Source organism: Pseudomonas sp. 13B_2.1_Bac1 (assembly GCF_025466155.1).
Classification (GTDB): domain Bacteria; phylum Pseudomonadota; class Gammaproteobacteria; order Pseudomonadales; family Pseudomonadaceae; genus Aquipseudomonas; species Aquipseudomonas aylmerensis.
Window position 1 is genome coordinate 57,574 of the sequence record NZ_JANLOH010000018.1, and the last position, 20,873, is coordinate 78,446.

Genomic DNA, 20,873 nt, shown 5'->3' on the forward strand with positions numbered 1-20,873 from the left:
CCAAGGTGGAGAGGCAGAGTCTAGGGGGGTTGATTTATCAGGGGGCAACCGCTGATGTTTTGAAATCGTCAGCGTTTTTTGATGCCGTCGTTAATTGAGGCCAAAAAACGCTAGCCGGATCAGAAATCAAACCTTGGCTGTATTTGATTGGTTGTTTCGCCCCAACCCCTTTAAACGCCTGCCTCGCTCTGCTGAGCACTGACCAACTGCTCAAGCGCCTGACCCAATCCTGGGGCCTTGTCACCAATCAACAAGTGCCAAAACCCGCTTTCCAGCTGGCTGACACCTTGGCAACCCAGCGCAGTGAGATCAGCTTCGGACAACCCCGATTCATCCCCCAGCTCCACCCGCAACCGCGTCATCGCCACCGCTTCCAACTGCCGCACGTTCCCCCTGCCACCCAAGGCGCTCAGCCACTTCTCGGCTTCCTGCACATTCACCGCCACCGACTTATCCACGGGCGCAACCGGCACAAGTGATCTGGCAACAAACGAAGGCATGGCCACCCGAATCTCATCAGCAATGCTATCCGCCATCGGCCCGACCACCACCTGCAAACTCCCGCCCTTCCCTGGCCGCACAACAGCCATCGCGCCGAGTGCTCTGAGCTCCGCGTCCACCGCCTTGTTGCGGTCCACCATGTCCAACCGCAGGCGTGTCGTGCAGGCGCCCACGCTGAGCAAATTCGCCGCGCCGCCCAACGCTTGGATGTAAGCACTGGCGCGCTGGTTATCACTCATCGCTTCGGCCTGAGTCACTTGGATATCTTCGCGGCCCGGCGTCTTCAGGTTGAAGCGACGGATGCAGTAACTGAAGACGCTGTAGTAGATCGCGGCATAAGCCAAACCAACCGGGACCACCAGCCAGCCATTGGTGGACTTGCCCCAACCCAGCACCATGTCGATGATCCCGGCGGCGAAGGTAAAGCCCAGGTGGATATTCAGCATATTGGTGAGCGCCATCGACAGGCCAGTCAGCACCGCATGGATCAGATACAGGAATGGCGCCAGGAACATAAACGCGAATTCAATCGGCTCGGTCACGCCGGTCAAGAACGAGGTCAGCGCCATCGACAGGAAAATGCCGCCCATCACTTTGCGCCGTTCCGGCAGCGCATTCCGATACATCGCCAAGCACGCTGCGGGGAGTCCGAACAGCATCACCGGGAACATGCCGGTCATGAACTGACCGCCTTTGGGGTCGCCCGCGAAGTAGCGGGCCAGGTCGCCAGTGACCACGGCGCCGGTCACCGGATCGGTAAAGCTGCCGAACACAAACCACGCCATATTGTTGAGGATGTGGTGCAGGCCAGTGACGATCAGCAGGCGGTTGACAACCCCAAACACAAACGCGCCGATGCTACCGCTTTCCATCAGCAGCACGCCGAAGCTGTCGATACCATGCTGGATCGGCGCCCAGATCAAACCAAAGATCACGCCCAGTCCAACCGCACTGAACCCCGTGATAATCGGTACAAACCGCCGCCCGCCAAAGAACGCCAGGTACTCCGGCAACTTGATGTCCTTGAAACGGTTATACAGCCCGCCTGCCATCAAGCCACTGGCGATCCCGGCAAGCATGCCCATGTTGATGGTCGAGTCCATTCCCTTGAGCGTGGAGACCATCACCAGGTAGCCGATGGCCCCGGCGAGCCCCGCGGTACCGTTGTTGTCGCGGGCAAAACCGACGGCAATGCCGATGGCGAAGATCAACGCGAGGTTGGCGAAGATCGCCTGGCCGGCGTCGTGCATGACGGCGATGTTCAACAGGTCGGTGTCACCCAGTCGCAGCAGCAGGCCGGCAATCGGCAGGATGGCGATGGGCAGCATCAGCGCGCGGCCCAGGCGTTGCAGCCCTTCGATAAAGAGTTGGTACATGGCGGGTCTCCTTTTTCTTGTTGTTGTCAGCTCAGCGGCCAGTGGTGTTGACAGGCTTGGCGAACCGCCTTGGCGCTGCTCAGGTCGAGCAGCCCTTGGCTCAGTTGCCGGCATTGCGCCGCGTCCAGGTGACGGATGCGGTCCTTGATTTCTCCGATTTGCGGCGCACTGACCGACAGCTCGCTGACGCCCAGGCCGACCAGTGCCGGCGTGGCCAGCGGATCGGATGCCAGGGCGCCGCACACGCCTACCCAACGCCCATGTTTGGCCGCACCGGCGCAGGTTTGCGCGATCAACCGCAGCAAGGCCGGGTGCAAGGCATCGACCCGCGCGGCGAGGCCGGCGTGGTCGCGGTCCATGGCCAGGGTGTACTGGGACAGGTCATTGGTGCCGATGGACAAAAAGTCCGCGTGCTCTGCCAACTGTTCGGCCATCAGCGCGGCGGCAGGTACTTCGATCATCACGCCCAGTTCCGGGCGCTGAGTCAGCCCCAGTTCGGTACACAACTCATCCAGGCGCTGACGGATCTGCAGCAGTTCGTCGACCTCGCTGACCATCGGCAGCAGGATGCGGCAGCGCTCCACCGGGCTGACTTGCAGCAGCGCGCGCAGTTGCTGGTCGAGGAGTTCCGGGCGCAGCTGGGCCATGCGAATACCACGCAAGCCCAACACTGGGTTGGCTTCCACGGGCAGCGGCAGGTAGTCGAGTTGCTTGTCGCCGCCGACGTCGATAGTGCGGATGATCACCGACTTGTCGCCCATCGCATCGAGCACGGCTTGATAGGCCTGGCGCTGTTCCTGTTCGTCGGGCGCAGTGCGGCGGTCGACGAAGAGGAATTCGGTGCGCAGCAGGCCGACGCCGTCGGCGCCGTTTTCAAAAGCAACCTGGGCTTCGGCGCTGGAGGCAACATTGGCAGCGACTTCAATACTCACGCCGTCGGTGGTGCGGGCCGGTTCCTGAGCTTGGGCCTGTTGCAGTTGGCGGCGCAGTTTTTGTGCGTCGCGAATCTGATGCACTTCGGCGTTACGCGCCTCGTTGGGGGTCAGTTCCAGGCGGCCATTGACGGCGTCGAGTACCACGCGTTGGCCTTGCGGAACGTCGAGCACTTCGGCGCCCAGCGCCACCACACACGGCAGGCCTTTACCACGGGCCAGAATGGCCACGTGCGAGGTAGCGCCGCCTTCGGCCATGCAGATGCCCGCAACCTCCTGGGCATTCAATTGCAGCAGGTCAGACGGCGTCAACTCGTGGGCGCTGACGATCGCGCCGGCAGGCAGTCCGAAGTGCCAGGTTTCACCCAGCAGAGCGCGCAATACGCGTTGTTGCAGATCCCGTAGATCGTTTGAACGCTCCGCGAACAGGGGTTTGCCCAAGGCCAGCAACACCCCGCATTGCGCCTGGATCGCATCGCGCCAGGCGTGGGTAGCGGCGCTGCCGTTTTCGATGGCGCTGGTAGCCGCTTCCAGCAGTATGGGGTCCTCCAGCAAAGCGAGATGCGCCGCGAAGATGTCCTCTTCCTCGACGTTCTTACACTGGCGGGCATGCTTCAGTGTCGTGCGGATTTCGCTGCGCACTTGCTCCAACGCTATGTCCAGGCTTTGCAGTTGTTCGTCGGCAGAATGGTTGCCGGTGTCGGCCAGCAGTTCGATACCGGTCAGGCGAAACAGCGGCCCGTAGACCAGTCCCGGCGCAGCACACACACCTTGCAGCACACCAGCTTCAATGTTTGCGCGGCGTGGAGCAACGATCGCAGGGGCGTGGTGTTCATCTTTAATGACGGCGGATAAGGCCGCGACCAACGCCTGCAGCGCAGCCTCGGCATCCTTTCCGAGACAGCTCACACGAACTTCATCACCTTCACCAATGCCCAGGCCCATCAACCCGATCAGGCTGCCGCACGAGGCTGACCTGTCGCCGAAATGCAACTGCACCTGGCTACTGAAACCCCGCGCGGCCTCGCGCACTAATGCCGCCGGCCGTGCGTGCAAACCGCCCCGGTGGGTAATGCGTACGCTGGCGCTGGCTGCACCTTCCGTGTCATCCACGGGCGCTTGAAGCGACGCCGCCGAACGCGCCACGATTTGCACCAGCGGTTCGCCAAGTTTGACTGTTTTTCCGGCCACTGCACGCAATTCAAAGCGCTCGCCATTGGTCAGGATGATCAGGCTGACCAAGCTTTTGCACTGGCGCGCAATGCGGTCGAGGTCAAACCTCACCAACGCCTGGCCCTTGCTCACCCGTGCACCGTCCTTGACCAGCAAGGCAAACCCTTCGCCGTTCAGTTCCACCGTGTCGATGCCCACATGCATCAATACTTCCGCGCCGTTATCGGCGCGAATCGTCAATGCATGCCCGGTGCGTGCGACATGGATGATCACCCCGTCACACGGGGCGTGGAGGCAATCGTTCAACGGGTCGATGGCAACGCCGTCACCCATGGCGCCGCTGGCGAACACTTCGTCGGGAACGTTGCCCAGGGTTAGCAGCGGGCCACTGAGCGGGGCGCTGAGGGTCAATTCATTATTGTTATAGGACATGGGCACGGTACTCATCAGGAAAGCGCGATTCAGTGAGTGCGGGTAACTTTGCTCAGGTGACGCGGCTGGTCCGGGTCCATGCCCCGCGCTTCAGCCAGGCCGGCGGCCATCATGTAAAAGCTCTGGATCGCCAGGATCGGGTCCAGGCTTGGGTGTTCGGCGCGGCTCAAGGTCAGGTCACGCTCGGTGATATCGTCCGGCGCGGCCAGCAGGACCCGAGCCCCGCGCTGGCGCATTTCCGTGGCCAGGCTAATCAGGCCCGGCTGTTCGACACCACGTGGGGCGAACACCAGTAACGGGTAGTTATCGTCGATCAAGGCCATCGGCCCGTGGCGCACTTCGGCGCTGCTGAAGGCTTCGGCCTGAATCGCCGAGGTTTCCTTGAGCTTGAGCGCGGCCTCCTGGGCGATGGCAAACCCGGCGCCACGGCCGATGACCATCAGGCGCTGGCAGTCGCGCAGGGTGTCGACGGCCAGGCGCCAATCCAGGGTCGCCGCTTCGCGCAGGCCTGCAGGTACGGCGTTGCATGCCTCGAGCAGGCCATCCTCCTGGTTCCAGTGCCCGACCAACTGGGCGCTGGCGCTCAAGGTAGCGATAAAACTCTTGGTCGCGGCCACGCTACGTTCAGGGCCGGCGCACAGCGGCACATGGAATTCGCAGGCGGCTTCCAGGGGTGAGTCTTCGGCATTGACCATCGACACACTCAAGGCCCCGCGCTTGCGTAGCAGGCGCAAGGTGTTGACCAAATCCGGGCTCTGCCCCGACTGGGAGAACCCGAATGCCACCTGGCCGCTGACCTTCAGCGGCGCCTGCGCCAGGGTCACCACCGACATCGGCAGCGACACCACCGGGATGCCCACATGCTGCATGGTCAGGTAGGCGAAGTAACTGGCGGCGTGATCCGAACTGCCACGGGCGACGGTCATCGCCACTTGCGGCGGCTGGCGGCGCAGGCGGCCGGCGACCTCGGCCAGCAGCGGGTCGAGGCATTGCAGTTGGGTCGCGATGGCCTCACAGGAGGACAGGGCCTCCTCAAGCATTTTTGAAGTCAACGGTTTCTCCTTCGACTATTACATCGGTGAGTCGTTGTCGGCCGGGTCGCAAGGCACGCCGTCGACGGCGCTGACCCTGCCTTCGTGTTGCACCAGGTGGCCGCGAAGCGCCTCTCCATCAATGTAAGCACCCGTACCATTAGCTTCAGTGGCAATTCGAATATCTTCTGAGCGCCACTGGTGTGCAGGTCTAGCTTTATATTGAGCGGCAACTTTGTTACTTAACTTTGGAAACTATTTATTAACTCCATACGCCCTCCCCTCAAGACTTATTTGCAGAAGCAAGCGCTGACGCGAAACCAGTGGATATAACCGACGCGCCATATAGCCACCCGCACAGCACATGAACGCCATTTCCAAAGATGGCCTATTAGCACTTAAACTTCGCTCGCCTTTATGCGTTCTACACCATGATCAACAGCTTGAAATAGCGATTACTAGCCTTTACGGCGTGACAGGGAAATTTCAGAATACAATCTAGGAATTACCCTACAAATAAACTTATTAAAACGTGGGAGCTCGCTCCTCAATTGCAGGAGGGCTGGTTGATCAGGGCCTCAAGCCTGTCACTTGAGTACACTCTCAACATCAATCTGCCGGAAATTTCCGACAAATATCGTCAAAAACAAGCACACACTCAATCAAGCAGCGAACACCTGGGAAAAAACTTGTTCCACACTCCAATAGAGGCACCCAGGGCGAACTCAACCTGTCGTCGCAACACCTTTAACCGAGGAAGCGACCCGAAGAATTGATGCAAAAATCAACTAGGCGGAAGCGATGCGCTCGCCCGGCGGGTCGTTACTTCAAAATGAAAACCAGAGGATTTTTTGAGCGAAGTCGAAACTGGTATTACAAGCGAAAAGGCAGTGGATGCAGTTGTCGTGGCCACTGAGCAACATCATGGGGCCTCAGGCCAACACAGCCGATTTGTGATGAGCGCCGAGGACGTTTCGAACGTCCGTGAGACCGGTATTCCAAGCGATTCCGGCCCCAACATATCCTTCATCTTCCGCAGCCATGTGTCTCCATGCCTACACCGGGCTTTTCATGGCAGGGAGATCCCCTGTCCGGTTTCTTTGCCTACCTCGACGACTATCTCGATGAACGATTGACCACAACTTACTGGAGTTACCCCATCCTTTTCACAACGGCCCACAAAACACTCCCAGGCACTGCTGCTCAGCTAAACGAGTGGCGACCAGCAGCGTATGCCAACCCTCAACGTCATATGACAGCGCGTGCCACACCAGCCACAGGTGACCGAGTTGAAACACCGCCCAGGTCAATCCTGGCGACCACGGCGGTCAGTCAGCGCGATTATCTGCGGCCCGGGACGACGCAGTGACCAACCGAAGTTCATCCCCGCCGCCGCCAGCAGAATGGCGCTCGCGCCAATCACTTGCAGGCTGGTGAGCGGATGCGCGAAGGCCACCCAGTCGACCAGGATGGCGGCGATCGGGTAGATGAATGACAGAGCCCCGACCAGGGCCGTGGGGATTTTCTGGATGGCGCTGTAGAGCAGCGTCGACATCAGCCCGGTATGAACCACGCCGATAATGATCAGGTAAATCCAGCCATCCCCGACCGTGTCGCCCCTGCCAAAGTCCACGAATGGGGCCAGCACCAGCACGCCGACCACCATCTGGATCAGCACGATCAGGTGCGCGGGCACCTCCTTGAGGCGCTTGGTGATCGCTGCTGCCACCGCGTAGAAGAAGGCGGAAAACAGCGCCAGGCACACGCCCAACAGGTAGTCGGCGCCGCTGGCCTGCCCGCCGCCCTTGGCGAACACGATCAGCATCAGGCCGGCGAAGGCCACCAGCAGCCAGCCGAGCTTGGCAACGCTGAGGCGTTCGGCGTAAAACAGCGCACCCAGACCGACCAGCATAAACGGCTGTACATGGTAGACCACCGTGGCAATGGCGATTGAGGCATGTCGGTAGGCACTGAACAGCAGCACCCAATTGAGCATCAGCGCCACCCCGCCCAGGCACACCCAAATGAACTGCCGGGCAGTGATCAGCGGGCGACGCAGCACCCCCAGCATCAGGCACGCGACCAACATCGCCAACGCGCCGAACACGCAACGCCAGAACACCACGGCCTGCGGGCTCTGCCCCGACATGATGACGAACCAGCCCACCGTGCCGGAGATCAGCATGGCCGAAATCATTTCTAACGTTCCACGGGTTTGCGCCTTCATCACTCTCGGCTTCCTTGCTGTCGACATTGCCGTGACCCAGGCCGCCGCTCGCGGGAGGGTTCGACAAATAGAACTTTATAATGAACTAATGACCACTATAATGAACACGCCAACCCAGAGCGTCAATTCGCAACCGGATGATTTGAAGAACAAATGACTGACATAACGAACAGCTCCATGAGCCATAATTCCAGCCGAATCGACCTGCTGGCGCTTTCAATCAAGCGCGAACGCCTGGCCGCCGGGCTGTCCTTGACCGAATTGGCGAAGCGCGCCGGCGTGGCGAAATCCACCTTGTCTCAATTGGAGTCGGGAATCGGTAACCCCAGCATCGAAACCTTGTGGTCGCTGGCGATGGCGATGGGCTTGCAAGTCACTCGCTTCTTCGAGCAACCCCAGCAGACCATGCGGGTGATCCGCGCCAACGAGGGCATGACGACGTATGCCGAGACGGCCAATTATGCCGCGACACTGCTTGCCGACTGCCCGGCCGGAGTGCGGCGCGACCTCTACCGGTTGAAGGTACAGCCCGGCGAAGTCCGGCTGTCCCAGCCTCACCCGGCAGGCACCGTAGAGCACGTGGTGCTGTGCAGTGGTAGTGCCCGCATCGGCCCGGCAGACGGACCGGTGTTGCTGAACGCGGGCGACTACATAAGCTACCTGGCGAATGCGCCTCACGTGTTCGAAGCGCTTGAGGCCGACACGACTGCGGTGATGGTGATCGAGCATCTTTGAGGTGGCGACCATGGACACGGCACGAACAACCAGCCACGCGCCGAAGTCACCGGCAACGTGCCAATGCTCAGCGAACACGCAGAGACTGCTTTGCCAGACACGTATCCGTCAGCCGTCATAGGCCAGTTCGGCGGATCGGTTGATTTTTGGCAGCACTGATCCCTGCACCTGTGGGCTTTCAAGCGTGATCCCGAACCGGCCAGACAGCGCTTCCCGCCCCTTGGCTGTCAATCCAAGTGCGCGACTGTCGAGGTCTTGAATAACCCAATGGCGGCTCAGGAGCATCTGCAGGAAAGCCGCGCCGAGCGCCCCCGCCAGATGAGGGCGGCGCATGCTCCAGTCCAGGCATGAACACGCGAAACGACGTCGCTGGGCCCTGGCCTTTCCCACCTCGATACCCAACCCCGTCATGGCTGTTTCGCCGCTCGCCGTAAGCTGATAAAGGACGTCCCCGGCAACCGCCACGGTCAGCCAGCCTGACGCGATGAAATGGTCGTGCAGCTGCACGGCCAATGATCCTGCCATGTGGTCATAACAGGTACGCGCAAACTGCAATCGGCTCGGCGTCGTGGAAACGTAGCGCGTGTCCGCGTTTTGGCTGATCACCATGAGGGCCTCGATCGCCTGGGCCACCTGCGCGTCCGCCAGGCTGTAGTAGCGATGCCGGCCCTGCGTGTGCAGCCTTACCAAGCCGGCGTCTTTGAGCCGTGCCAGATGCGCACTCGCCGTGGATGCACTCACGTCGGCGATGACCGCCATTTCGGTACTGGTACGTGCGTGGCCATCCATCAGCGCACACAGCATTTTGGTCCTCGCAGGCTCGGCAATGGCGCCGGCTACCCGAGAAATCGCGCTGTCATTGCCTTGGGCATCCATATTTCGTTCCTGAGCGAATCGTCGGCATGAAAGGTGTTCGATAGTAGCCGTTCTTTGTGAACAGGACTCCAGGAATGACGCCTTTTGAAGCCGCGACCCATGCCGATCCCTACCCTTATTACGCCTACCTCAGGCGACGAGGTGGGCTGTTCTTCGATGCCGACCTTCGGTTATGGATTGCAAGCAGTGCCAACGCGGTCGAGGCCCTCCTGGGGCACCCCGACTGTCGGGTGCGTCCGCCGGACGAGCCGGTTCCCGCGGCCATTGCGCAAGGCGCCGCGGGGATGATTTTCGCTCGCTTGATGCGCATGAACGAGGGCCCGCAGCACATGTGCCCGAGGATGGCCATCGAACCGGCGTTGGCCGCTGTCGAGACAGAACGCATCGCAGGCCTCGTGGCACGCCTGGTCGAGACCCTCCCCGTCGAACACCTGGATGAATTGATGTTCACCGTACCGGTGTGCGTCATTGCAGCGCTGATAGGCTTCCCACCCAGCCAGCTACAGGACGTCGCGAGGCTGACGCAGGATTTTGTTGCCTGCCTGTCGCCCCTGAGCGACGAAATTCAACTCGACAGCGCCCATGGCGCGGCGACTCGACTGAGGCAATTATTCAGCGCGCTGCTGAGCGACGCCCATGACAGTAGCCGCTTCTTGAGCCACGTCCAAAGCGCTTGCGCAGCCACCGCCTGGAGAGACCGCGAGGCATTGATCGCCAACCTGATCGGCCTGTTGTCACAGACCTGCGAAGCCAGCGCAGGCTTGATCGGCAACAGCCTCGTGGCGCTGCATCGTGAGCCTGGACTGCTTGAAGGCGGGCAGCAGGTTGCAGACCTGGTGGCAGAAGTGGCGCGCTACGACTCCCCGGTGCAAAACACCCGGCGATTCGTTGCCCAGCAATGCAATATCGAGGGCAACGTACTGGCGCCAGGCGATACCGTTCTCCTATTGCTCGCCTCAGCCAACCGGGATCCCGGTGCGAACCCGGACCCCGATCGCTGCTTGCTCGAACGGAACCCGCGACGAACCTTCAGCTTTGGCGCGGGAAGACATCAATGTCCAGGCCAGCCGCTTGCCTTGGCGATCGCCGCCGAGGCGGTCTCGGCATGGCTGCGCCGACAGCCAGCCGCGTCCGTGGGTGCTTTTCGCTGGCGGTATCTGCCCTCCCTCAATGGTCGTATTCCCAGGTTCCATGGTGATCGGGACACCCAGCGATGATCGCAGGATTTGCTCAGCCCGCGAGATCAACGCGGCGCCCAATGCCCGGGTTGTTCCACCACCCCGACGTACTCGGCCAACAACGCCGGCAGGCTGGCCTGCAAAAACGTCACCCACGTGCGCACCTTGGCGTCCAGAAAGCGCCGCGAGGGGTACACCGCGAAGATAGTGCGCTCACGCAGCCGATAATCCGGCAGCAGGCGTAGCAGCGAGCCGTCCTGCAAGGCCGGGGCAGCGCTGAAGAACGGCAACAGACTGATGCCCATACCCTCCTGCGTCGCCTTGACCATGGCGTCCGCCACATTGGTCCGGAAGGCGGTGCCGGGGGGAACGCTGAGGTCCCCCGCCTCGCCCTGGAAGCGCCACTCATCTTCCTGAAAATCCTGCAGGTGCAGGCGCCGGTGTTGCAGCAGTTGCTCGGGATGGTCGGGCACGCCATGGTTTGCCAGGTAACGGGGCGCTGCGCACGGCACGCTGAACAGCTGGCCGATGGTCTGGCTGACGAGGGCCGAATCCGGCAGCGCGTGGGCGATGGAGATCACCACATCATGCCCCTCCTCGAGCGGATCAGGGGTGTGCTGGGACAAGCTCAGCTCCATCGACACCTGCGGGTGAAGCTCGCTGTAGCGTGCGATCAGCGGGGTGATCAGCACGCCCAGCCCGCTCATGCAGTGCACGCGCAGGCGTCCGTGCGGGTTGAGGTGGGCGCCGCTGGCTTCGGCGCTGGCGTCCCGGACGTCGTCGAGGATGCCGCGACAGCGCAGCAGGAAACGCTCGCCCGACTCGGTCAGGCTCAGGCGTCGGGTGGTGCGCTGCAGCAGGCGCGTCTGCAGGTGCTGCTCCAGGTCGGCGATCAACCGTGAGACGTGCGCGCCGGAGAGGCTCAACACCTCTGCCGCCGCCGCGAAGCTGCCGCTGTCGACCACCTGCACAAACACCCGCATGCCATTGAACACGTCCATCAGCGTCGGGCCTTGATTGCTACGCAATACGTACGGGTCATTTACCGGTTCCTGTCTTTAATACGGCGCTGCAGCCACTACACTGGAGCCTGTTGATAGAGGACGACACCATGAAAATTCGATTGCTCGGCGTTGCTTTGCTGCTCACCGCCACCGGCGCTTTCGCCGCCGGCGGCAATGACAGCCAGGGGCTGGATATCCAGCAGATTGTTTCCGTCACGGCGGTGCCCGGCAGTTGCCAGGTCGAGCCCGCGACCCTGGTGTATCTCGACAGCCAGGGCGTCAGCCACACGCTCAACTACAGCGTGATGGGCACCTGCCAGGGCGGCGTCTAGAGCAGCTTCCAGGTGTAACTGAGGATCAGCCGGTTCTCATCGATGTCGCTGCGGTAGTTGGAGCGCGCCATCACATTGCGGATGCGGATGCCCAGGCCGCTCAGCACGCCACTTTGCACGGCGTACCCGATGTCGAGGTCGCGCTCGCGGTCCTTGCCCTCGTAGCCGGCACCCGTCTTCACGTTGTCGCCGGTGATGTAGCGCACGGTGGTGGTCAGTCCCGGCAGGCCCAGCGCGGCAAAATCGTAGTCGTAGCGCACTTGCCACGAGCGCTCGTCGGTGTAGGCAAACTCATAGGTCGGCACCTCGTTGCCCAGCGGGCTGATGTTGGCGAAGACGCGCGGAAAAGCGCTGTCGCCGTACATCGCTTGGTAACCCACATAGACCGTGTGCGCGCCGCGCTTGGCCGACAACAGCGAGAAAAACGCCTGGTTGTCGATCTTGCCGAGCAACCGGTCGCCGTCTTCGCGCGCAGTGTAATAGCCAAGATTGGCGCCCAGTACCCAGGTTCCAAGCGGCTGGCTGTGCTTGAGGCCGATGAAATCCTGGGCGTAGATGTCCTTCAACTGCCCGTGCCAATAACTGACGGTGGTGCGCTTGCTGTTGAAGGCATAGTCGCCGCCCACGTAGTTGAAGGCATCACTCTCGGCCCCGCGCTGCGGTACATGGCCGAGCATGGCGATCATCTTCTCGTCACCCGCCTCGTTGCGCAGGCTTGTGGTGCTCAAGTGCCCGGCCTGCAACGCCAGGCCGTTGATCTCGCTGGAGCTGATGCCCACGCCCTGGTAACTCGGGGGCAGCAGGCGGATGTCGCTGAAGGCCAGCACTGGCAGGTTGGGCTGCAGCTCGCCGACCTTCAATTCGGTGTTGGACAGCCGCGCCTTGAAAGTCAGCCCCAGGCGGCTGTACTCGTCGGCGGCGCGGCCATCGTCCTTGACCGGCAGCAAGCCGGTATTGACCCGGTCCGGGCTGCTGTCGAGCTTGAGGCCCAGGGTGCCCAGCGCATCCAGGCCGAAGCCCACGGGGCCTGGGGTGTAGCCGGACTTGTAAGTGAGGATGAAGCCCTGGCCCCACTCCTCGGCGCGCGATTGCCGATTGGCCCCGACGATGTCGGAGAAGTCGCGGCTGAAGTAATAGTTGCGGGCCTGCAGGGTGGCCGTCGAGTCCTTGAGAAAACCACCCTCGTCAGCCGTCGCCGCAAGGGGCACGCCCAACAGGGCGAGCCAGATACGTTGTGTGTGCATGTCGTTGCTCTTCGTTATTGTTGTTATCGACGGTTTGGCAGGTCACAGCGCCTGGGCGGTCGGCAAGACGACACGGGTGCGCCGCTCATTCAGGGCAAAGACGGTCATCGCCAATGCGGCGATGGCACCGGGAATCGCAAAGGCCATGAAGTTCAGCTGCAGCGGCAGTTCAATCGCCATCAGCGCACCGCCCAGCAGCGGGCCGACGATGGCACCATTGCGGCCAATGCCGGACGCCCAGCCCAGGCCGGTTGCGCGGATAGACAAGCCATACAATTGCGCCGCCCCGGCATACAGCAGGATTTGCGTGCCGATGGTGGTCGCGCCCGCGATGAAGATCAGCAGGTAGAGCACCGGCATCGGGCTGTTGATGCCCAGCAGGCTGATCGAGAACACCCCGGCGATAAAGAAGCCGATGGTCACGGTCACCAGGTTGAGACGATCACCCAGGCGCCCGCCGATCAACGCGCCCGCCATGCCGCCCAGGTTCAGCGCCACCAGGAACGACAGGCTCGACCCGAGGCTGTAGCCGGCGCCAGCCATCAGTTTGGGCAGCCATGAACTCAGCGCATAGACCATCAGCAGGCAGCAGAAAAACGCGGTCCAGATCATTGCCGTGCGCACCGCCAGGCCGTGGCGGAACAACTCCACCACCGAGGCGCCCTTGCCCTTGATGTCCGCGATGACCAACTCGTCGTCGGCATTGATTGGCGTGCCCGGCGACAGCCGCGCGAGCAGTGCCCGTGCCTGGTCCGTGCGGCCCTGGCGGATCAGGAAACCAATCGATTCCGGCAGCCAGTACACCACCAACGGCAGCAACAGCAGCGGGATGACGGCGACAAAAAACATCGACGACCAGCCATAGGCCGGCAGCATGAAAATCCCCACGCTGGCCGCGAGCATGCCGCCCAGGGAGTAGCCGCTGAACATGAAGGCCATCAAGGTACTGCGGACTTTTTTCGGTGCATATTCGTTGATCAGCGCGGCGGCATTGGGCATCAACCCGCCACAACCGAGCCCGGCGATAAACCGGCAGATCCCGAACTCGGTCGGGCTGCTGGCGAAGCCGTTGATCACGGTGGCGATGCTGAATAACGCAAAGCAGAACACGATGCCTTTCTTGCGGCCGAAGCGGTCCGCCAGGGTGCCGAAGATCAACGCGCCGAACATCATGCCGAACAGCGCATAGCTGCCCAGGGCGCCGGCCTGCAAGGGGGTGAGCCCCCACTCACGCATGATCGACGGCAGGACCACACCGTAGATAAACAGATCATAACCGTCAAAGATCAACAGCACCGCACACAGGCTCACGATCAGCCAGTGAAAGCGGTTGAACGGGGCATTATCAATTATCGAATGGACATCATGGGTACGCATGGCAGTGCTCTCTTTATTGTTGTTGTGAGTCAATGTCTGCAGGTGGAACACGCAGGTGAAAGCGGGCAGTCAGCCGAGGTCGCCACCCCCTACCGGCAGGGTTACGCCGGTGATGTAGGACGCCTCGTCGGAGGCCAGGAACAGAATCGCGCCAGCCTGTTCGTCGATGCTGCCGTAGCGCTTCATCGGGCTGCTGTCGAGGGTCTGATCGACGATCTGCTGATACCACAGGCGCTCCTGCTCGCTCTGTGGCTGGCTGTTGCGCGGGATACGCCGTGGCGGCGCCTCGGTGCCGCCGGGCGCGGTGGCATTGACGCGGATGCCGCTGCCGGCGGTTTCCAGGGCCAGGCAGGCAGTCAGTGCATTCACCCCGCCCTTGGCCGCGCCGTACGGCACGCGATTGAGCCCACGGGTGGCCACCGAAGACACATTGACGATGGCGCCGCTGCCCTGCGCCAACATGTAGGGCAGCACGCAATGGCAGCACCACAGCGTCGGGAACAATGAACGGCGCACTTCGGCTTCGATTTCGCTCTCGGCGTAGTGCTCGAACGGCTTGGCCCAGATGGTCCCGCCGACGTTGTTGACCAGAATGTCGAGGCGCCCGAACCGCGCCTTGGCGGCGGCCATCACCCGCGCGCATTCGGCGTGCTGTTCGAGGTCGGCGGTGAGCAGCAGCGCGCGCTCATGCTGCAACTCATGCACAAGTTCCGAGCGATCCACCGCCACCAGCCAGGCGCCCTCCTCCAGCAACCGCTCGGCAACGCGGCGGCCGATACCCTGGGCCGCGCCGGTGACCAGCGCGACCTTGTCTGTGAAACGTGAAGTCATGCGTATGTCCTCAGGCGGCATCGCAGCTGGCGCTGACGTTGGGGGTGAATTTTTCGTAGTGGAAGCTCGCAGGGCTCACGCCCTGCGTCTTGAAGTGCTGGCGCACGGCATCGACCATCGGCGGCGGCCCGCACAGGTACACGTCGACATCACCGTCGTTGAGTACTTCGCTGGCCATGTACTGGGTGACATAACCCTGGCATGGATGCGCGGTCTGCGGGTCGGCCACGCAGGTGATGAAGTTGAAGCTCGGCAGCCGTGCGGCAAACGCCTGCAGTGCCTCGACCATGACGAGATCCTGGTCGCGCGTGACCCCGTAGATCAGCGTGATCGGGCGGGCTTCCTGGCGCTGCGCAAGCACTTCGAGCATCGACAGGAACGGCGCCAGGCCGGTGCCGCCGGCCAGCAACAGCAACGGCCGCGCCACTTCGCGCAGGTAGAAACTGCCCAGCGGGCCGGTCATGGTCACGCTGTCGCCCGGTTGCGCGCGCTGCAGCCAGCCGCTCATCAAACCGCCCGGCACGTGCTTGATCAGAAAACTCGCGCCGGTCTCACCGGGGCGGCTGCTGAACGAATACGCACGCGTCTGGCCGCTGTCGGGCACGCCGATGTTCACGTACTGGCCGGGCAGGAACACCGGCGCCTGGTCCAGTTCGAAACGCACCTCCAGCGCCGCATCGGCGTGGCGGGTAATGCCGGTCAGCGTCGCGACAAATGCGGTGGTGCCGGTCTTGCAGGCGCTGGACGGCAGCGGCACGGCAATCACGCAATCGGACTGCGGCACCATCTGGCAGGTCAGCACCTGGCGCTGCTGCGCCTCGTCTTCGCTCAGGGCGTCGTCGATGTAGTCGTCGCCCAAGTCATAGGCACCGGTTTCGCAGTGGCATTTACAGGTGCCGCACACGCCGTCCGAGCAGTCCATGGGCAGGTTGATGCGTTGGCGGAAGGCAGCATCGAGCACCTTCTCACCCGCCTTGCAGTCGATGAAACGCGTGACCCCATCTTCGAAGTTCAGGGCAATGGCATACGTCATGGCGGTGTCCTCAGATGTGGTAGATGTCGATGACCTGGTGGATGTAATCGTTTTTCAGCACGACTTTCTTGCGTGTGATCAACGGCTGCTCGGCGCGGGTATCGAGGTGGTAGAACGAGGTGCCGAAGTAACTGTCCGTGGTCTTGTAGCGATGGCTGAGGGTGTGCCAGTTGAAGCGCAGTTCCACCTGTGCGCCGTCGTCGGCCAGCACTTCGAGGTTGCTGAGCAGGTGCACGGTGCGCGGTTCCGGTGTACTGGCGCTGGAGCGCTCAGTCTTGATCCGGAAGATGCGGTCTTCGAGGCCGTCGCGGCTGGGGTAGTAGATCAGCGAGATCTCGCGTTGCGGGTCTTCGACGAGGGTGTCGTGGTCGTCCCAGGCCGGCATCCAGAACTCAGCCTTGGGTGAATAGCACGCCAGCCATTCATCCCACTGACGGTCATCGAGCAAGCGCGCTTCGCGGTAGAGAAAGTCGAGCAGGCGGTCACGGGAAAGGCTCATCACACCGCCTCCCGGTCGCTGGCAATCAGGCCTTGCTGCTCACGTTCGATCGCGCGCTGCAGGCTCGCGGCCCAATGCGCGTGCTGGCGCACGAACAGCCCTTCGTCTTCGGTTTTGACCCCGCTGAGTTGCGGGTGCATGCCCATGGCCCTGGCGTTTTCATCGGCGCCTTCGACCCATTGCTTGGCGCCACGGCTGAGGTCGTTCCACAAGGTGCTCGCGCCTTGGTAGCCGGTCTGGCAGGCGCGGAATTCCTCCAGGTCGTCCGGTGTGCCCATGCCGCTGACGTTGAAGAAATCTTCGTACTGGCGGATACGCGTGGCGCGCTCCTGGGCACTTTCGCCGATGGGCGCCATGCAGTAAATCGTCACTTCGGTCTTGTCCACCGCGAGCGGCCGCACCACCCGGATCTGCGTCGAGAACTGGTCCATCAGGTACACGTTCGGGTAGAGGCACAGGTTGCGGGTCTGGTCGACGATAAAGTCGGCACGCACCTGGCCGAGGCGTTCGGCCAGCGCCTCGCGATGGGCATGCACTGGGCGCACGTCCGGGTTGAGCAGGCGTGTCCACAACAGGATATGCCCGTGATCGAAGGCGTAGACGCCGCCAAGGCTTTTCGACCAGCCATTGGCGTCGACGGTGCGTGTGCCCTCGGCCTCGTAGTTGCGCCGGCCCATGGTCGCCGAGTAATTCCAGTGCACCGAGCTGACGTGGTAACCGTCGGCGCCGTTCTCGATCTGCAGCTTCCAGTTGCCGTCGTAGACATACGTCGAACTGCCGCGCAGTACCTCCAGGCCCAAGGGCGCCTGGTCGACCATCTGGTCGATGATCACGCGGGTTTCGCCGAGGTAGTCGCTCAGTTCAGGCACGTCCTCGCCGAGGCTGCCGAACAGAAAGCCGCGGTAGTTTTCAAACCGCGCCAGGCGCTTGAGGTCATGCGAGCCGTCGCAATCAAAGCTGTCGGGGTAGGCCCCGGTCTTGGCGTCCTTGACCTTGAGCAGCTTGCCCGCATTGCTGAATGTCCAGCCGTGGAAGGGGCACGTGAACGAGCCCTTGTTGCCTTGCTTGCGCCGGCACAACATGGCGCCGCGATGCGCACAGGCGTTGACCAGGCCATGCAGGCTGCCGTGCTTGTCGCGGGTGATGACCACCGGCTGGCGCCCGATCCAGGTGGTGAAGTAATCGTTGATCTCGGGCACCTGGCTCTCATGGGCCAGGTAGAGCCAACCGCCTTCGAAGATGTGCTTCATCTCCAGGGCGAACAGGTCAGGGTCGGTAAAAATGTCGCGGCGGCAGCGGAACACGCCGTTGGCGGGATCTTCCTGCACGGACTCGCGCAGTTGTCGGGCGAGTCGGTCGAGTGTACTGGTCATGGGGCGAGCCCTCCGTTGTTCTTGTATCAGGCGCCCTCACCGTACGTGTCCGACATGTTGTCCAATATCCCTTTTCTGCAGATCACTATCCGCCGAGCGCACGCCGCTCAGCGGTGGCGCTTCCAGGTCTGCGAGGGCAGCTCGCCAAAGCGTTGGCGATAGGCCTCGGAGAACCGTCCCAGGTGCGTGAAACCGTGGTCCAGCGCCACCTCGGTCACGCTGCGCGCGCTGCTCAGCTGCAGGCGGGCATGCACCCGTTCAAGCTTGCGCCGCCGTACGTAGTCACGCGGGGACAGGCCGACCTGGCGCTCGAACAGGCTGTACAGCGAGCGCTCGCTGACCTTGGCCACCGCCATCAGTTGTTCGAGGCTGATGTCGTCGGTGAGGTGCTGTTCGACAAACTCACGCACCGCCTCGAAGCCGCCACCCTGTGCAGGCTGGGGGATCACCCGCAGCACATTGCTGCCCAGCAGGGCCAGCAACTTGGTCGCCACGATGCGCTCGTACAGGCTCTGCATATGCGGTTCGGCAGCGTTTTCCGCCTCGTGGCAGATCAGCCCCAGCAACGGCAGGAACCCGCCCATTTCGCTGAGTGCATGGCGCGCGGTCGCAAAGCGGATACCCGGCTGCGGCAGCGCCCATTGCTGCTCCAGGCAAGCGTTTTCGAGCAGGCGTACGGGTAATTTGATGATGAATTTTTCGCAGTCGGCGGAATACGTCAGGTCCACCGGATCATCCGGGTTGATCAGCAGGATCTCGCCAGGTCCGAACACATGCTCCACGCCTCGCGAATGCGAGCGGCAATGCCCGCTCAGCAGGATCTGCAAGTGGTAGATGGTTTCCAGCGCCACCGACGTGACCCGCACCGGCGCGCCGTAACTGATGCGGCACAGGTCCAGGCTGGAAAAAGTGCGATGGCTGATGCTCGCCTGCGGCCGGCCCTTGGGGGGCAGGCGAATGCAGTGGCTGCCGACATGCTGGTTGACGTAGTCCGACACCGCATAGGCGTCGGCACCCTGGAAAATCTGGCTGCGCTCACTCAATAGCACGGTCATGGTTGCGCCTCTTTTATAGTTATTGGCCTCAGGCTGACGCCTGGTGTTGCGACCGTCCAATATGGATAAGGTCTGAATGAATACCCTGCAGGTATGGTCGACGGATAATACGCATAAGCCCGCGCACCGGCGCACGGGCGGCGAAACGTCTTGATACCTATTAGCCGACTCATGAGATCAGCTCATGAGACCTCGCGGTTTTGCACGACTAATCATCAGGTGCTGCTGCCTCTAAAGTGGGCACCCCGCTTTGAGGAAATCACATGAAGGAAGTCACCGTAGTCATAGGCGCCGGTTCGATCGGCCAGGCCATCGCGCGGCGCGCGCGTGCATACGATCAGCCCGGGCATTATCTTCACCCCGCTGGCCCGCGATGAGCTGAACGGACCACGCGGGGATGGTTACCGTCGCATGATCGAATCCAGCGCCGCCAAGCGCGGCGGAACACCCGATGAAGTCGCGGCCGTCGCGGCCTTGTTGATGGGCCCGGAAGGCACCTTCATCACGGGCAGCGACTTCCTCATGGACGGCGGTGTCACCGCGCACTACTGGTACGGCGATGACCAGTGATACCGCGCGGTCTAGCTGACCTTGCGCCCTTCCACCGGGTAACCCGGATCAGTAAAGCCATGGGTCGAGGCATGGCCGGGCACGACCAGGCTGTCGACCAACGCTTCGTCCTCCGGCCCCAGTTCCAGGCCCAGCGCGTCCAGGTAGCTGTCCCACTGCGCTTCGGTGCGCGGGCCGGCGATCGCCGCACTGATCAAGCGGTTCTTCAAGACCCAGGCAATCGCGAAAGCCACCGAAGTGGTACCCCGCGTCGCCGCATGCTCGGCAATGGCCTTGGCGATCTTCAACGACTCGGGGCGCCATTCGGTCTGCTGGATCCGTTTGTCACCGCGTCCGGCGCGGGTGTCCGCCGGTGGCGGCGCGTCCACCGCGTATTTGCCGCTGAGCACGCCACGGGCCAGTGGGCTGTAAGGCACGACACCAATGCCGTAGTGGCCCGCCACCGGCAACTGCTCGACCTCGGCGACGCGGTTGACGATGTTGTACAGCGGCTGGCTGACGGTCGGGCGCTGGATGCCCAGCGCGTCGGCGATGCGCACCATCTCGGCGATTTTCCAGCCGTGAAAATTCGACACCCCGTAATAGCGGATCTTGCCTTGGCGAATCAGGTCGTCGATGGCGCGCAGGCCCTCCTCCAGTGGCGCATCGCTCAAGGTGCGGTGGAAATACACGATGTCGATGTAGTCGCTGCCCAGGCGTTTTAGGCTGGCGTCGACCGCCTGCATGATCCATTTGCGCGACTGGCCCTGCTGGTTCGGGCCGGCCTCGGCCGACGCCGGATAACCGAACTTGGTTGCCACCACCCATTGGTCACGCTGGGCGGCAATGGCGCGGCCGACCACGGTTTCGGAGCGCCCGGCGTGATAGGCATCGGCGGTATCGATAAAGTTGACGCCAGCGGCGCCGGCTTTGTCGATGATGCGTTTGGCGCTGGCTTCATCAGCCTCGCCGCCGAACATCATGGCCCCCAGGCACAGGGGCGACACTTTCAAGGCACTGCGGCCCAGGTAACAGTAATTCATGGCTCACCCTCAACGGCGTTGGAAACGTAGACGGATCCTAGGCCAATGCGCATTGATGATTAAGGCGCTAAA

General features: G+C 62.3%; 18 protein-coding genes and 2 pseudogenes. 5 read left to right on the forward strand and 15 right to left on the reverse strand.

Features of this window, described 5'->3' with window-relative positions:
• Positions 1 to 170: 170 nt before the first annotated feature.
• The 5 genes and pseudogenes from nagE to NTD80_RS04360 all read right to left on the reverse strand — a co-directional run bounded on the left by nagE (position 171) and on the right by NTD80_RS04360 (position 7,672).
• Complete coding sequence (gene nagE / locus NTD80_RS04340) at positions 171 to 1,877, reverse strand: N-acetylglucosamine-specific PTS transporter subunit IIBC (RefSeq protein ID WP_262132303.1); 1,707 nt, start codon at positions 1,875 to 1,877, stop codon at positions 171 to 173.
• A gap of 26 nt (positions 1,878 to 1,903) precedes the next feature.
• A complete protein-coding gene (gene ptsP, locus NTD80_RS04345; protein WP_262132305.1) occupies positions 1,904 to 4,414 on the reverse strand; it encodes a phosphoenolpyruvate--protein phosphotransferase in 2,511 nt (836 codons plus the stop codon).
• Positions 4,415 to 4,443: 29 nt separating this feature from the next.
• A complete protein-coding gene (locus NTD80_RS04350) occupies positions 4,444 to 5,454 on the reverse strand; it encodes an SIS domain-containing protein (RefSeq protein ID WP_262132374.1) in 1,011 nt (336 codons plus the stop codon).
• 146 nt (positions 5,455 to 5,600) lie between these two features.
• A pseudogene (locus NTD80_RS04355) lies at positions 5,601 to 5,678 on the reverse strand (type VI secretion system contractile sheath small subunit); the annotation flags it as partial.
• Between the two features lie 1,073 nt (positions 5,679 to 6,751).
• Positions 6,752 to 7,672, reverse strand: a complete 921-nt coding sequence (locus NTD80_RS04360; protein ID WP_262132306.1) for a DMT family transporter — start codon at positions 7,670 to 7,672, stop codon at positions 6,752 to 6,754.
• Here NTD80_RS04360 and NTD80_RS04365 point away from each other — a divergent pair.
• Both NTD80_RS04365 and NTD80_RS04370 read left to right on the forward strand, forming a co-directional pair.
• The gene (locus NTD80_RS04365) at positions 7,629 to 7,829 is read left to right on the forward strand and encodes a hypothetical protein (protein WP_262132377.1); all 201 of its coding nucleotides are present in this window, start codon (positions 7,629 to 7,631) and stop codon (positions 7,827 to 7,829) included. The genes NTD80_RS04360 and NTD80_RS04365 overlap by 44 nt on opposite strands.
• Complete coding sequence (locus tag NTD80_RS04370; RefSeq protein WP_315974922.1) at positions 7,826 to 8,407, forward strand: XRE family transcriptional regulator; 582 nt, start codon at positions 7,826 to 7,828, stop codon at positions 8,405 to 8,407. The genes NTD80_RS04365 and NTD80_RS04370 overlap by 4 nt, the downstream gene beginning before the upstream one ends.
• 108 nt (positions 8,408 to 8,515) lie before the next feature.
• On the opposite strand, the gene NTD80_RS04375 is transcribed toward NTD80_RS04370, so the two are convergent.
• Complete coding sequence (locus tag NTD80_RS04375) at positions 8,516 to 9,283, reverse strand: ArsR/SmtB family transcription factor (protein ID WP_262132308.1); 768 nt, start codon at positions 9,281 to 9,283, stop codon at positions 8,516 to 8,518.
• A gap of 74 nt (positions 9,284 to 9,357) precedes the next feature.
• Here NTD80_RS04375 and NTD80_RS04380 point away from each other — a divergent pair, with 74 nt between their 5' ends.
• The gene (locus NTD80_RS04380; protein ID WP_262132309.1) at positions 9,358 to 10,500 is read left to right on the forward strand and encodes a cytochrome P450; all 1,143 of its coding nucleotides are present in this window, start codon (positions 9,358 to 9,360) and stop codon (positions 10,498 to 10,500) included.
• Between the two features lie 26 nt (positions 10,501 to 10,526).
• On the opposite strand, the gene NTD80_RS04385 is transcribed toward NTD80_RS04380, so the two are convergent.
• Complete coding sequence (locus NTD80_RS04385) at positions 10,527 to 11,462, reverse strand: LysR family transcriptional regulator (RefSeq protein ID WP_262132375.1); 936 nt, start codon at positions 11,460 to 11,462, stop codon at positions 10,527 to 10,529.
• Positions 11,463 to 11,572: 110 nt separating this feature from the next.
• Here NTD80_RS04385 and NTD80_RS04390 point away from each other — a divergent pair, with 110 nt between their 5' ends.
• Entirely contained in the window at positions 11,573 to 11,797 is a 225-nt protein-coding gene (locus NTD80_RS04390; RefSeq protein ID WP_120448529.1) for a DUF2790 domain-containing protein, read from the forward strand.
• Here NTD80_RS04390 and NTD80_RS04395 read toward each other — a convergent pair.
• From NTD80_RS04395 to NTD80_RS04425, 7 genes are all read right to left on the reverse strand, one after another.
• The gene (locus NTD80_RS04395; protein WP_262132310.1) at positions 11,794 to 13,041 is read right to left on the reverse strand and encodes an OprD family porin; all 1,248 of its coding nucleotides are present in this window, start codon (positions 13,039 to 13,041) and stop codon (positions 11,794 to 11,796) included. The two genes, NTD80_RS04390 and NTD80_RS04395, sit on opposite strands and share 4 nt — an antisense overlap.
• A gap of 42 nt (positions 13,042 to 13,083) precedes the next feature.
• Positions 13,084 to 14,418, reverse strand: coding sequence for an MFS transporter (locus NTD80_RS04400; protein WP_065905069.1), 1,335 nt, complete (start codon positions 14,416 to 14,418; stop codon positions 13,084 to 13,086).
• 69 nt (positions 14,419 to 14,487) lie between these two features.
• A complete protein-coding gene (locus NTD80_RS04405; RefSeq protein ID WP_065905068.1) occupies positions 14,488 to 15,249 on the reverse strand; it encodes a 1,6-dihydroxycyclohexa-2,4-diene-1-carboxylate dehydrogenase in 762 nt (253 codons plus the stop codon).
• 10 nt (positions 15,250 to 15,259) lie between these two features.
• Entirely contained in the window at positions 15,260 to 16,282 is a 1,023-nt protein-coding gene (gene benC, locus NTD80_RS04410) for a benzoate 1,2-dioxygenase electron transfer component BenC (RefSeq protein WP_262132313.1), read from the reverse strand.
• A gap of 10 nt (positions 16,283 to 16,292) precedes the next feature.
• Positions 16,293 to 16,781, reverse strand: a complete 489-nt coding sequence (benB, locus tag NTD80_RS04415; RefSeq protein ID WP_065905066.1) for a benzoate 1,2-dioxygenase small subunit — start codon at positions 16,779 to 16,781, stop codon at positions 16,293 to 16,295.
• A complete protein-coding gene (locus NTD80_RS04420; protein ID WP_262132314.1) occupies positions 16,781 to 18,154 on the reverse strand; it encodes a Rieske 2Fe-2S domain-containing protein in 1,374 nt (457 codons plus the stop codon). The genes benB and NTD80_RS04420 overlap by 1 nt, the downstream gene beginning before the upstream one ends.
• A gap of 107 nt (positions 18,155 to 18,261) precedes the next feature.
• A complete protein-coding gene (locus NTD80_RS04425) occupies positions 18,262 to 19,209 on the reverse strand; it encodes an AraC family transcriptional regulator (protein ID WP_065905064.1) in 948 nt (315 codons plus the stop codon).
• Positions 19,210 to 19,524: 315 nt separating this feature from the next.
• Between NTD80_RS04425 and NTD80_RS04430 the strand changes: the two are divergent.
• Positions 19,525 to 19,779 (forward strand): annotated as a pseudogene (locus tag NTD80_RS04430) (SDR family oxidoreductase); the annotation flags it as partial.
• An 11-nt stretch (positions 19,780 to 19,790) separates the two neighbouring features.
• Here the strand turns inward: NTD80_RS04430 and NTD80_RS04435 are convergent.
• On the reverse strand, positions 19,791 to 20,801 hold the full coding sequence (locus NTD80_RS04435) for an aldo/keto reductase (protein WP_262132316.1): 1,011 nt from the start codon (positions 20,799 to 20,801) through the stop codon (positions 19,791 to 19,793).
• Positions 20,802 to 20,873 lie beyond the last annotated feature (72 nt).

Bases quoted from the DNA above. Each gene is read 5' to 3' on its own strand.
- benC (WP_262132313.1), bottom strand. From the start codon at position 16,282: ATGACGTATGCCATTGCCCTGAACTTCGAAGATGGGGTCACGCGTTTC.
- benB (WP_065905066.1), bottom strand. From the start codon at position 16,781: ATGAGCCTTTCCCGTGACCGCCTGCTCGACTTTCTCTACCGCGAAGCG.
- NTD80_RS04365 (WP_262132377.1), top strand. From the start codon at position 7,629: ATGGCCGAAATCATTTCTAACGTTCCACGGGTTTGCGCCTTCATCACT.
- NTD80_RS04400 (WP_065905069.1), bottom strand. From the start codon at position 14,418: ATGCGTACCCATGATGTCCATTCGATAATTGATAATGCCCCGTTCAAC.
- NTD80_RS04405 (WP_065905068.1), bottom strand. From the start codon at position 15,249: ATGACTTCACGTTTCACAGACAAGGTCGCGCTGGTCACCGGCGCGGCC.
- NTD80_RS04370 (WP_315974922.1), top strand. From the start codon at position 7,826: ATGACTGACATAACGAACAGCTCCATGAGCCATAATTCCAGCCGAATC.
- NTD80_RS04435 (WP_262132316.1), bottom strand. From the start codon at position 20,801: ATGAATTACTGTTACCTGGGCCGCAGTGCCTTGAAAGTGTCGCCCCTG.
- NTD80_RS04395 (WP_262132310.1), bottom strand. From the start codon at position 13,041: ATGCACACACAACGTATCTGGCTCGCCCTGTTGGGCGTGCCCCTTGCG.
- NTD80_RS04380 (WP_262132309.1), top strand. From the start codon at position 9,358: ATGACGCCTTTTGAAGCCGCGACCCATGCCGATCCCTACCCTTATTAC.
- NTD80_RS04360 (WP_262132306.1), bottom strand. From the start codon at position 7,672: ATGAAGGCGCAAACCCGTGGAACGTTAGAAATGATTTCGGCCATGCTG.
- NTD80_RS04420 (WP_262132314.1), bottom strand. From the start codon at position 18,154: ATGACCAGTACACTCGACCGACTCGCCCGACAACTGCGCGAGTCCGTG.
- nagE (WP_262132303.1), bottom strand. From the start codon at position 1,877: ATGTACCAACTCTTTATCGAAGGGCTGCAACGCCTGGGCCGCGCGCTG.
- NTD80_RS04375 (WP_262132308.1), bottom strand. From the start codon at position 9,283: ATGGATGCCCAAGGCAATGACAGCGCGATTTCTCGGGTAGCCGGCGCC.
- NTD80_RS04350 (WP_262132374.1), bottom strand. From the start codon at position 5,454: ATGCTTGAGGAGGCCCTGTCCTCCTGTGAGGCCATCGCGACCCAACTG.
- NTD80_RS04390 (WP_120448529.1), top strand. From the start codon at position 11,573: ATGAAAATTCGATTGCTCGGCGTTGCTTTGCTGCTCACCGCCACCGGC.
- ptsP (WP_262132305.1), bottom strand. From the start codon at position 4,414: ATGTCCTATAACAATAATGAATTGACCCTCAGCGCCCCGCTCAGTGGC.
- NTD80_RS04385 (WP_262132375.1), bottom strand. From the start codon at position 11,462: ATGGACGTGTTCAATGGCATGCGGGTGTTTGTGCAGGTGGTCGACAGC.
- NTD80_RS04425 (WP_065905064.1), bottom strand. From the start codon at position 19,209: ATGACCGTGCTATTGAGTGAGCGCAGCCAGATTTTCCAGGGTGCCGAC.